Source organism: Microbacterium sp. Leaf351 (assembly GCF_001423825.1).
Taxonomy (GTDB): Bacteria; Actinomycetota; Actinomycetes; order Actinomycetales; family Microbacteriaceae; genus Microbacterium; species Microbacterium ginsengisoli.
This window is the reverse complement of sequence record NZ_LMPK01000001.1, coordinates 57,248-68,339: the sequence shown is the minus strand read 5'-3', so window position 1 is coordinate 68,339 and position 11,092 is coordinate 57,248. Positions and strand designations below refer to the sequence as shown.

The window sequence follows — 11,092 nt, the reverse complement described above, 5'->3', positions numbered from 1 at the left end:
CCCGCCGTTCACGCATCGATAGCCTCCCTTCGGCGGCTCCGGTGCGCTCCTGTCACGGATGCTAGCGCAGCGGGGCCCGCCGGCCCGCGCCGCTAGGCTGACCCCGTGCCCGTCGACGACGCCTCACCCGAGACCCTCGCGCCCACGCTGTACCGCGCGATCGGTCGCGCGGACTGGTCGCGACTCGCGGCGGGCATGGAGCAGCCGCTGACCGAGGCGGAGGTCGTGCAGCTGCGCGGCATCGGCGACCGCCTCGACCTCACCGAGGTGCGCGAGGTCTATCTGCCGCTGAGCCGGCTGCTCTCGCTCTACGCGTCAGCGACGAAGCGGCTCGGCGCCGACGAGAGCGCCTTCCTCGGGGAGCCCGACACGACGACGCCGTTCGTCGTGGGCGTGGCCGGCTCCGTCGCGGTCGGCAAGTCCACGATCGCGCGTCTTCTGCGTGAGCTCATGAGCCGGTGGCCGGGAACGCCCCGCGTCGAGCTGATCACCACCGACGGGTTCCTCTACCCGAACGCGGAACTCGAGCGACGCGGCCTCATGGCCCGCAAGGGCTTCCCGGAGTCGTACGACCGGCGCGGCCTCGTCGACTTCCTCAGCGCCGTCAAGTCGGGCGCCGAGGAGGTCAAGGCACCGTGCTACTCGCACATGCGGTACGACATCGTCCCGGACGCCCACATCTCCGTGCACCGACCCGATGTGGTCATCGTCGAGGGTCTCAACGTGCTCCAGCCCCCGCCCTCGCCCAACGACGTCGCGGTGAGCGACCTGTTCGACTTCTCGATCTACGTCGACGCCGAACCCGACGACATCGCCCAGTGGTACACCGACCGCTTCCTCGCCCTGCGTCGCGGCGCGTTCAGCAACCCGTCCTCGTTCTTCAACGTGTTCGCGTCCCTGTCCGATGCGGAGGCCGTCGAGCGCGCGATGGGGTACTGGACCGAGATCAACCTGCCGAACCTCATCGAGAACGTGCTCCCCACCCGTCACCGGGCGAGTCTCGTCTTGCGCAAGGATCGCTCGCACGCGGTCGAGTCGGTGCTGCTGCGCAAGCTCTGAGGGCGCCGTCCGACACGCGGTGGGGCGACGCACCGAGAACTCTGAAGATCTCATAGCAATGCGCGCTGACGGTGCCGAAAAACACGGCAGGATGCCGCGAGATCCGCGTCATCACGCGGATCTCGCCCGCGAGGCGAATCCATAGAGACGCCATAGCGCAACCGCCCGCCAGCCCAGCCGAGCACTCCTAGCCTCGTCGAGGATTCACTCGAAAGGACCGAGGCATGGCAAAGAAGCGCGCTCCGCGCTCGCGTCGCTGGTGGCGCAGGCCGGCAGTCATCATCACCATCGTGGCCGTCGTCGTCGTGGCAGGAGCGGGCACCGCGGCGGCGGTGTTCTTCCTCTCGCCGAAGGCGGCGACCCAGCGCCTGGTCGCGGCCGCCGTCGGCACGTACGACCAGAGCGTCTCGGCGTCGGGCACGATCGAGCCGGCGACGGTCGCGAACCTCACCTTCTCCTCGAGCGGCACCGTCACGGCCGTCGACGTGCAGGTCGGGCAGACGGTCACGGTCGGTCAGGCGCTCGCCTCCATCGACCCGACTCAGCTGCAGAGCCAGGTCACCCTCGCCCAGGCGGAGCTCAACCAGGCCGAGACCCAGCAGACGGCCGCCGCCGGCGGCACCTCGGCGCAGGTGGCCGCGGCATCCGCTCAGGTCGCCTCGGCGCAGGCGAAGCTGCAGCTCGCGCAGACCGCCGTCAGCCAGGCGACGCTCAGTTCTCCGATCGCCGGCGTCGTCGCCGCGGTGAACGTGTCGGTCGGTGCCCAGATCGGGTCGAGCGGGACCTCCTCGTCGTCCAGCAGCTCGTCGGCGTCGCGCACCTCGACGAGCACCGGGACGTCGTCGACCTCGAGCACGCCGACGAGCTCGGCGGCGGCCATCACCGTCATCTCGCCCACCTCATGGGTCGTCTCCACCACGGTCAGCAACGCGGACCTCGCGAACATCAAGACCGGCATGCAGGCGCAGGTGACGCCCACGGGCGCCACCCAGGCGATCTTCGGCACCGTGCAGTCGATCGGCGTGCAGTCGACCTCGAGCACCGCCGGCGTCGCCCAGTTCCCGGTCACCGTCGCGCTGACGGGCTCGCCGACCGGGCTGTACGCCGGCACGGTGGCGAGCGTGAACATCATCACGAAGGAGCTCGACAACGTGCTCACCGTCCCGACGGCGGCCGTGCGCACCGAGAACGGCCAGACGGTCGTCACCGTCAGCGACAACGGGTCGCAGCAGACCGTGCAGGTCACCCTCGGCCAGATCTTCGGGGCCCAGACGCAGATCACCAACGGTCTGACGGAGGGTCAGGAGGTCGTGGTGCCGGTCACGCAGTCGTTCCGCACCGGATCGGGATCGGGCGGCTCCAGCATCTTCGGCGGCACCGGCGGCACCGGCGGCTCGGGTCGCACGGGCGGCACGGGCGGCTCCGGCACGGGTGGCTCCGGCCGCACGGGTTCGGGATCCGGATCCTCGACCTCGGGCGGCAACTGACATGCTCGGCGAACCGATCATCGAGCTCGACGACGTGCGCAAGTCGTACGTCATCGGCGACATCGAGGTGCAGGCGCTGCGGGGCCTGAGCCTGACCGTGCGCGAGGGCGACTACCTCGCCGTCATGGGCCCGTCGGGCTCCGGCAAGTCGACGCTGATGCACATCCTCGGATGCCTCGACATCCCGACCTCCGGCTCCTACCGGCTGGCCGGCGACGATGTGTCCACCCTCACGGAGGCGCAGCTGGCCGAGATCCGGAACCGGCGCATCGGGTTCGTCTTCCAGCAGTTCAACCTGCTGCCGAGCCTCACCGCCTGGCGCAACGTGGAGCTGCCGCTCGTGTACGCCGGTGTCGGGCGGGAGGAGCGCAAGCGGCGGGCCATCGAGGCGCTGGAGAGCGTCGGGCTCGGCAGTCGCATCGACCACCGCCCGAACGAGCTCTCCGGCGGCCAGCAGCAGCGCGTCTCGGTCGCCCGGGCGCTCGTCACGAAGCCCAGCCTGATCCTGGCGGACGAGCCGACCGGAAATCTCGACAGCGTCTCGACCGAGGACATCCTCGCCCTCTNNNNCCGTGCCGCGTACGCCGTGAGCATCCGCGACGGCGAGCTGCAAGACCCGGACGGCGTGCTGGCTGCGGCGGCGATCGTCCCCGCGGCGGGCGCGCACGCGGCATCCGCTCCGTCCCCCACCGACCTGCCCGACCACCCCACCTCGATCGGAGACGAACGATGAACTGGGCGGAGACGCTGCGCACCGCGCTCGACGCGATCCGGCACCGCCGGATGCGCTCCGCGCTGACCGTGCTCGGCATCCTCATCGGGATCGCCGCGGTCATGCTGACGGTCGGCCTCGGACAGGGCGCGCAGCAGCAGGTCGCCGCGCAGATCAACTCTCTCGGCTCGAACCTGCTCGTCGTCACGCCCGGCTCCACGACGAGTGTCGGCGGAGTGCGCGGCGGTGCCGGCTCGGCGTCGACGCTCACCTCCGCCGATGCCGCGCTGCTCGCCAACACCACGGTCGCGCCCGACATCGGGGCCGTCGCGCCCGTGTCGACGACCTCGCAGCTGGCGGTTGCCGGAACGTCGACCTGGACCACCTCGATCGTCGGCACCACGCCGACGTGGCTGACGGTGCGCGCCCGGTCGGTGGTGTCGGGCCGGTTCTTCACGAACGACGATCTGAACAACCTCTCGCGCGTCGCCGTGATCGGGTCCACGACCGCGTCCGATCTGTTCGGGTTCCGTGATCCGGTCGGCCAGCAGGTGACGATCGCGAACATCCCGTTCACGATCATCGGCGAGCTGAACACGGCCGGATCGACCGTCGGCGGCGACCAGGACGATCAGCTGGTCGTGCCGTCGACCACGTGGGCGTCGATCTTCTCCAGCTCGGGCGGCTCGACGATCTCCTCCATCTATGTCGAGGCGGCGAGCACGCAGGCGCTGTCGGCGGCCTACCAGGAGACCGACAATGCGCTGCTGACCCAGCACGGGGTGACGGCCTCGAACGCGGACTTCCAGGTCGCGAGCCAGGCCTCGCTGCTGCAGACCGCGACCTCCACGACGCAGATCCTCACGATCCTCCTCGCGGGCATCGCGGCGATCTCGCTGCTGGTCGGCGGCATCGGCGTGATGAACATCATGCTCGTGTCGGTGACCGAGCGGGTGCGCGAGATCGGTCTGCGCAAGGCGCTGGGTGCGACCCCGCGAGCCATCCTGCGGCAGTTCCTCGTCGAGGCGAGCGTGCTCGGCCTCATCGGCGGGCTCCTGGGCATCGCGCTCGGCACGATCGGCGCGCTCACCCTTCCTGCGGTGCTCGGCCAGCCCGTGCTGCTCTCCCTGCCGGTCGCGCTGGGCGCCCTGCTGGTCTCTTTGATTATCGGAATCGTCGCGGGGGTCTACCCCGCGGGACGAGCGGCGCGCCTTGCGCCGATCGACGCGCTGAGGAGCGAATGACATGAGGTACTCCAAGACCGGTCTGCTGGCGGTTCTCGCCGGCGCCGCCATCGTGCTGTCGGCCTGCTCGGCCGCCGGCGCCACCGATTCGGGCAACGCCGCCCCCAACCCCGCTCCCTCGAGCAGCCGCGCGGCCCGCATCCCGGGCGTCAGCGGGCAGGTCGCGGCGCTGAACGGAAGCACGGCGCAGGTGCAGACGCGCACCGCGCAGACGGCGGTCACGTGGACGGGGTCGACCACCTTCGAGGTGCAGAAGAGCGCGGATGCCACGGCTCTCGCAACCGGCGACTGCGTCGTCGTCCGTGCGGATCAGAGTGGGTCCAGCGGGTCCGCCACGCCGGCGACGCAGGTCGCCGCGGCCTCGGTGGAGATCACCTCCAGCGGCGGGTCGACGTGCACCGCCGGGTTCGGTGGCGGCGCCGGCGGCGGAGCCGGACAGGGCGGGTCGGGCGGCCCCGCATCCGGATCGGGCAGTGCGACCCCGCGCGCCGGCGGCTTCGGTGGTTTCGGTGCGTTCGGACAGATCGCGTCGCTCTCGAACGGATCGTTCGTGGTGACCGAGGCGGCGCGGGGCGGCGGCTCGTCGACCCAGGTGACGGTGACGACATCCTCCTCGACGACCTACACCCAGCTGGCATCCGGGACCGCGAGCGATGTGGCGGTCGGCGTCTGCGTGACCGCGACCGGAACGAAGGATGACACCGGCGCCCTGACGGCGACATCGCTCACCGTCAGTCAGCCCGTCAACGGCACGTGCTCGAGCGGCTTCGGAGGTCGCTCCGGCTCCGGCTCCGGCTCCGGTTCGGGGTCCGGCTCCTCGGGCTCCTCCGGCTCGAACTCCTGACCTCGCCGTCGATGACACAGCCCGCCGGCCCGATCGCGCATCCCGCGCGTCGGATCCGGCGGGCCTGACGAGAAAGAACTCCCCATGTCTCCCACGCGACAGCGTCGACGTCTCACCTGGATCATCGGCAGTGCCGTCGGTGCCGTGATCGTGATCGTGGCCGCGGGCGGCGCGGTCGTGGCCGTGCAGGCCTCGACCGGCTCCGACCGCTATCGCACGGCGGCGGTGTCCACCGGTGCCGTGTCGCAGGTGCTCACCCTCACGGGCACGGTGCAGCGGCTCGGCGACACCTCGGTCGGTTTCGCGACGTCGGGCACCGTGACGAGCATCCCGGTGGCGGTGGGCCAGACGGTGACCGAGGGGCAGACCCTCGCCACGATCGACCCGGCGCCGCTCGAGTCGGCGCTGCTGGCCGCGCAGGCGCAGCTCGCCAACGACCAGGTGACGCTCGAGTCTGCGCAGTCGGGCACCGCGACGAGCGGCGCCTCGGGTGGTTCCGGCGGCACCACCGCGAGCGGATCGTCGTCGGGTTCCTCCGGCGGATCGGCGGCGGGCGGATCGTCGTCCGGATCGACGTCCGCGCTCACGGCGGCGATCACCGCGATGGATGCCGCGGTCAAGGCGGAGGGCGCAGCGTGCGCCGCGCTGCTCGCCCCGGCCGCGCCGCACCCGTCGAGCTCGCCGTCGCCGACCGATTCCCCGACCGCCACGCCCGCTCCCACCGACAGCCCGAGCCCGTCGGCCACGCCCACCGATTCCCCGACGCCCACCCCGAGCCCCTCGGCATCGCCCTCGGCCCCGACGCCGGCGGAGATCCAGCAGTGCACGACCGCCATCGCGAAGGCGAGCGCGGCGATCTCCCAGGCCGCCGCGACGATCGTGCAGGCGTCGAAGAGCGCCGGGACGTCCTCGACGTCCAGCCACGGCGCGACAGGCTCGACCACGTCGACCACGTCGACCACGTCCTCGACGTCGCAGGCCGCCGCGCAGGCGAGTCGCGTCGCGTCCGCCGCCGTCGCCGTGCTGCAGGATCAGTCGGCCGTCTCGACGGCGCAGGCCAACCTCGCCGATGCGACGCTCGTCGCCCCGGTCGGCGGCGTGGTCGCCAGCATCCCGTTCTCGGTCGGCGACACCGCCACCACCAGCGAGGCGGTCATCATCTCGGCGGCGGGCGACGCCGACATCACCGTCGACGTGCCGATCTCCGACATGTCGCTCGTGAAGTCGGGTCTCGCCGCGCAGGTCACGCCCGACGGTGCCCAGGCGGCCCTCACGGGCAGCGTCGCGACCGTGAGCCTTCTCCCCGTCTCGTCCACGGCCTCCACGCCGTCCTATCCCGCCGTCGTGACGGTCGCCAACCCTCCGATCGCGCTGGCGACCGGATCCCAGGCGGTCGTCGCGCTGACCGTGGCATCCGCCACCAACGCGCTGCGGGTGCCGACGTCGGCGCTGAGCGGTCTGGCCGGCAACGCGGCCTCGGCGATCGTGCTCAGCGGATCCGACTCGACCTCGTCGGTATCGGTGCAGGTCGGCGCCGTGGGTGACGGCTGGGCGCAGATCGTCAGCGGGCTGCAGATCGGACAGCAGGTCGTCCTCGCCGACAACCAGGCGACGCTGCCCAGCAACTCGAGCACCTCGACCGGCCGTTTCGGTTCGGGCGGCGGATTCGGCGGCGGCTCGTTCACGGGCGGAACCCGCACGGGCGGCACCACGGGCGGCACCACCGGCGGATCGTCCTCGCGCACCGGCGGCTGAGCCGCGCTGACGGATTCCACACATGCCGGCGACCCTAGGATTGTCGGCATGTGTGGAATCGTCGGTTATGTCGGCCCGCGGCCGAGCCAGGACATCCTGATCGCGGGTCTCGCCCGCCTCGAATACCGCGGCTACGACTCCGCCGGCGTCGCCGTGATCGGTGAGGACGGCACACTCGGCATGCGCAAGCGGGCCGGCAAGCTCAGCGTGCTGCGCGACGACCTCACCGCTCATGCGCTGCCCGACGGCACGACCGGCATCGGCCACACCCGGTGGGCGACCCACGGCGGCCCGACCGACGCGAACGCACACCCGCATCTCGCCGACGACGACAAGCTCGCCGTCATCCACAACGGCATCATCGAGAACTTCGCCGCCCTCAAGGCCGACCTCCTCTCCGACGGCTACACGTTCCGCAGCGAGACGGACACCGAGGTCGCCGCGGTGCTGCTCGGCCGCGAATACCGCGCCACCGGCGACCTCGTCGAGGCGTTCCGCGCGACGGTCGCCAAGCTCGACGGCGCCTTCACCCTCCTCGCGATGCACCAGGACCAGCCCGGGCTCGTCGTCGGCGCCCGCCGCAACTCCCCGCTCGTCATCGGACTCGGCGAGGGCGAGAACTTCCTCGGGTCGGATGTCGCGGCCTTCGTCGAGCACACCCGCCACGCCCTCGCGATCGGCCAGGACGAGATCGTCGCGATCACGCCCGAGGGCGTCACTGTCACCGACTTCCACGGCGAGCCGGTCGAGGTGGAGCCGTTCGAGGTCACCTGGGACGCCTCGGCCGCCGAGAAGGGCGGCTGGTCGTCGTTCATGGCCAAGGAGGTCTCCGAGGAGCCGGAGGCCGTCGCCAACACGCTCCGCGGCCGCATCCGTCACGGCGCGGTGGAGATCCCCGAGCTCGACGGTCTCGATGAGCTGTTCGCCTCGGTGTCGCGCATCGTCGTGATCGCCTGCGGCACGGCCGCCTACGCCGGGCAGGTCGGCAAGTACGCGCTCGAGAAGTGGGCGAACGTGCCGGTCGAAGTCGAGCTGTCGCACGAGTTCCGCTACCGCGACCCGGTGCTCGACGCGAACACGCTCGTCGTCTCGATCAGCCAGTCCGGCGAGACGATGGACACCCTCATGGCGGTCAAGTACGCCCGCGAGCGCGGGGCGAAGACCCTGTCGATCTGCAACACGCAGGGCGCGACGATCCCGCGCGAGTCCGACGCGATCGTCTACACGCACGCCGGCCCCGAGGTCGCCGTCGCCTCGACGAAGGCGTTCACCGCCCAGATCACGGCCCTCTACCTGCTGGCCCTCCACGTCGCGCGCGTGCGCGGGTCGCTCTCGCCGACCGAGATCGCCCAGCACGTCCTCGAGCTCGAGGCGATCCCCGAGAAGATCCAGCGGGTGCTCGACCGTGAGCACGACCGCACCACGCAGCTCGCGCGCTGGATGGCCGACACCCGTTCGGTGCTGTTCCTCGGCCGCAACGTCGGCTACCCGATCGCCCTGGAAGGCGCTCTCAAGCTCAAGGAGATCTCCTACATCCACGCGGAGGGCTTCGCCGCCGGCGAGCTCAAGCACGGCCCGATCGCGCTCATCGAGCCCGGCCAGCCCGTGTTCGTGCTGGTGCCCTCCCCGCGCGGCTCGTCGGTCATCCACGACAAGGTGGTCTCCAACATCCAGGAGATCCGCGCCCGCGGTGCCCGGGTCATCGTCATCGCCGAAGAAGGGGATGCCGCGGTCCTCCCGTTCGCCGACGAGGTGCTGCACATCCCGCTGGCGGGTCCGCTGTTCGAGCCGCTGCTCGCCGTGGTCCCGCTCCACATCTTCGCGATGGGGCTCGCGAGCGCCAAGGGACTGGACGTCGACCAGCCGCGCAACCTCGCGAAGTCCGTCACGGTCGAGTGAGCGCGAGGCGCGGGGGATGATCGTGGGGATCGGCGTCGACCTGGTCGACGTGCCGCGGTTCGAGGCATCCCTCTCGCGCACCCCGCGGCTGCTCGAGCGGCTCTTCTCGCCCGCCGAGCGGGCGTTGAAGCCGCGTTCGCTCGCGGCACGGTACGCCGCGAAGGAGGCGCTGATCAAGGCGCTCGGCGGCTCGGACGGGGTGCACTGGACCGAGATCGAGGTGGCGTCGGAGACCTCCGGCAAACCCGTGTTCGCGCTCACCGGCGGCACCGCGCAGACGGTGGCCGCACGCGGCATCACCGCGGTGCACCTGTCGATGTCGCACGACGCGGGACTCGCGACCGCGTACGTGGTCGCGGAGGGCCGGGGAGAGCCGGGGGAGGGGGCATCATGACGCTGCCGGCGGGAACCATGCGCGAGGCGGTGATCGACACCGAGGCGATCGCCGACAATGTGAGGGCGTTCCGGCGCCGCACCGGCGTCGACGTGATCGCGGTCGTGAAGGCCGACGGCTACGGTCACGGCGCCGTCCGCGCCGCCCAGGGCGCGCTCGACGGCGGGGCGACCCGTCTCGGCGTCGTCGACGTCGACGAGGCGCTCGCCCTGCGTCGCGGTGGCATCGATGCGCCGCTCATGGCGTGGCTGCACGCCCCGGGACTGTCGTTCGGCCGCGCGGTCGAGGCGCACATCGAGCTCGGCATCTCCGACCTCGACCAGCTGAACCGGGCCGCGGCCGCCGCGACCGGCGACAGGCCCGCGCGCCTGCACCTGAAGGTCGAGACCGGACTCGCCCGCAACGGCATCCCGCCCGAGGCGCAGCGCAGCGTCTTCGCCGAGGCCGCGCGTCTCGAGCGCATCGGGCGCGTGCACGTCGTCGGCATCTTCAGCCACCTCTCCAACACGTCGCCCGATGACGACCGCGACGCCATCGCGCGGTTCGACGAGTCGCTCGCGGTGGCCGCGGCATCCGGTCTCACCCCCCGCGTGCGCCACCTCGCGGCCACGCAGGCGGCCATCGACCTGCCTGAGTCGCGCTATGACGCGGTGCGCATCGGGCTCGGCATCTACGGGCTCTCGCCCTTCAGCTACCGCTCGCCCGCCGAGCTGGGGCTGCGGCCCGCGATGACGCTGCGCGCCGCGATCGCGGCCGTGCGGCGGGTGCCGGCGGGCCACGGGGTCTCCTACGGCTACACCTACCGCACCGACCGCGAGACGACCCTCGCCCTCGTGCCCCTCGGCTACGCCGACGGGGTGCCGCGGCAGGCGAGCGGCGTCGGCCCCGTCGTCATCGGCGACCGCCGTTTCCCGGTGGCCGGTCGCATCGCGATGGACCAGTTCGTCGTGGATGTCGGCGACCACCCGGTCGCGGTGGGCGACGAGGCGGTGCTGTTCGGCGATCCGACCTACGGCGCCCCGCTCGCCGACGACTGGGCGCAGGCCGCCGGCACCATCAACTACGAGGTCGTGACCCGCATCGGCCCGCGCGTGCCACGGCGGACGGCGACGCGATGAGCGTTCCCGACGCGCTCCTGGGTGCGCGCCGCATCGAGGCGCCCGCCGACATGGAGGCGCTCGGCCGCGCGCTCGGAGAGGCGCTGCGCCCCGGCGACGTGGTCGTGCTCACCGGCCCCCTCGGCGCCGGCAAGACGACCCTCACCCGCGGGATCGGCGCAGGCCTCGGCGTGCGCGGCCCGGTGCAGTCGCCGACCTTCGTCGTCGCCCGCACGCACCCCTCGCTCGTGGGCGGCGCGCCCCTCGTGCACGTCGACGCGTACCGCCTCGGCTCGGCCGCCGAGCTCGACGACCTCGACCTCGACCTCGGCTCGTCGGTGACGATCGTGGAATGGGGTCGCGGGATGGTCGAGGCCCTCACGGACGCCTGGTGGGAGGTCGAGATCGAGCGTCCGACCGGCGGCCGCGGCGCCGACACGATGTGCGGCGACGCGTCGCGGCGCACCGACGAGCTCGACGCCGACGCCCCGCGGACTGTGACGATCTCCCGCCGTCCCTGATCGCGGCACGCGCCCGGCCGGGCCCGGCCGGGCGATCGGCCGCGATCCCCGGGACGTGCCGGTGGCGGCATACCCTAGAG

At 72.0% G+C, this 11,092-nt stretch carries 9 protein-coding genes and 1 pseudogene; all 10 read left to right on the top strand.

Translation table 11 applies throughout. The annotated features are described in order from the left end of the window. Nucleotides 1-105 precede the first annotated feature (105 nt). Nucleotides 106-1,059: a type I pantothenate kinase gene (coaA, locus tag ASG00_RS00290; RefSeq protein ID WP_056206054.1), complete on the top strand. Its 954-nt coding sequence runs from the start codon at nucleotides 106-108 to the stop codon at nucleotides 1,057-1,059. 224 nt (nucleotides 1,060-1,283) lie between these two features. Then, nucleotides 1,284-2,546 (top strand): efflux RND transporter periplasmic adaptor subunit, encoded by a 1,263-nt coding sequence (locus ASG00_RS00285; RefSeq protein WP_056206052.1) that lies wholly within the window; start codon nucleotides 1,284-1,286, stop codon nucleotides 2,544-2,546. Between the two features lies 1 nt (nucleotide 2,547). Continuing rightward, nucleotides 2,548-3,112, top strand: a pseudogene (locus tag ASG00_RS15935) (ABC transporter ATP-binding protein); the annotation flags it as partial. Nucleotides 3,113-3,275: 163 nt separating this feature from the next. Further along, nucleotides 3,276-4,502: an ABC transporter permease gene (locus ASG00_RS00275; RefSeq protein ID WP_045246286.1), complete on the top strand. Its 1,227-nt coding sequence runs from the start codon at nucleotides 3,276-3,278 to the stop codon at nucleotides 4,500-4,502. Nucleotide 4,503: 1 nt separating this feature from the next. Beyond that, a complete protein-coding gene (locus tag ASG00_RS00270) occupies nucleotides 4,504-5,346 on the top strand; it encodes a DUF5666 domain-containing protein (protein ID WP_056206051.1) in 843 nt (280 codons plus the stop codon). 84 nt (nucleotides 5,347-5,430) lie between these two features. Beyond that, nucleotides 5,431-7,101: an HlyD family efflux transporter periplasmic adaptor subunit gene (locus ASG00_RS00265; protein ID WP_056206049.1), complete on the top strand. Its 1,671-nt coding sequence runs from the start codon at nucleotides 5,431-5,433 to the stop codon at nucleotides 7,099-7,101. A gap of 48 nt (nucleotides 7,102-7,149) precedes the next feature. Next, on the top strand, nucleotides 7,150-9,000 hold the full coding sequence (gene glmS / locus ASG00_RS00260) for a glutamine--fructose-6-phosphate transaminase (isomerizing) (protein WP_045246607.1): 1,851 nt from the start codon (nucleotides 7,150-7,152) through the stop codon (nucleotides 8,998-9,000). Between the two features lie 16 nt (nucleotides 9,001-9,016). Beyond that, the gene (locus ASG00_RS00255; protein WP_056206046.1) at nucleotides 9,017-9,394 is read left to right on the top strand and encodes a holo-ACP synthase; all 378 of its coding nucleotides are present in this window, start codon (nucleotides 9,017-9,019) and stop codon (nucleotides 9,392-9,394) included. Next, nucleotides 9,391-10,512 (top strand): alanine racemase, encoded by a 1,122-nt coding sequence (gene alr, locus ASG00_RS00250; RefSeq protein ID WP_056206044.1) that lies wholly within the window; start codon nucleotides 9,391-9,393, stop codon nucleotides 10,510-10,512. Before ASG00_RS00255 ends, alr begins: the two co-directional genes overlap by 4 nt. Then, the gene (gene tsaE, locus ASG00_RS00245; protein WP_056206042.1) at nucleotides 10,509-11,012 is read left to right on the top strand and encodes a tRNA (adenosine(37)-N6)-threonylcarbamoyltransferase complex ATPase subunit type 1 TsaE; all 504 of its coding nucleotides are present in this window, start codon (nucleotides 10,509-10,511) and stop codon (nucleotides 11,010-11,012) included. The genes alr and tsaE overlap by 4 nt, the downstream gene beginning before the upstream one ends. The last annotated feature ends 80 nt before the right edge of the window (nucleotides 11,013-11,092 follow it).

Bases quoted from the DNA above. Each gene is read 5' to 3' on its own strand.
- ASG00_RS00285 (WP_056206052.1), top strand. From the start codon at position 1,284: ATGGCAAAGAAGCGCGCTCCGCGCTCGCGTCGCTGGTGGCGCAGGCCG.
- ASG00_RS00275 (WP_045246286.1), top strand. From the start codon at position 3,276: ATGAACTGGGCGGAGACGCTGCGCACCGCGCTCGACGCGATCCGGCAC.
- ASG00_RS00270 (WP_056206051.1), top strand. From the start codon at position 4,504: ATGAGGTACTCCAAGACCGGTCTGCTGGCGGTTCTCGCCGGCGCCGCC.
- ASG00_RS00265 (WP_056206049.1), top strand. From the start codon at position 5,431: ATGTCTCCCACGCGACAGCGTCGACGTCTCACCTGGATCATCGGCAGT.
- glmS (WP_045246607.1), top strand. From the start codon at position 7,150: ATGTGTGGAATCGTCGGTTATGTCGGCCCGCGGCCGAGCCAGGACATC.
- ASG00_RS00255 (WP_056206046.1), top strand. From the start codon at position 9,017: ATGATCGTGGGGATCGGCGTCGACCTGGTCGACGTGCCGCGGTTCGAG.
- alr (WP_056206044.1), top strand. From the start codon at position 9,391: ATGACGCTGCCGGCGGGAACCATGCGCGAGGCGGTGATCGACACCGAG.
- tsaE (WP_056206042.1), top strand. From the start codon at position 10,509: ATGAGCGTTCCCGACGCGCTCCTGGGTGCGCGCCGCATCGAGGCGCCC.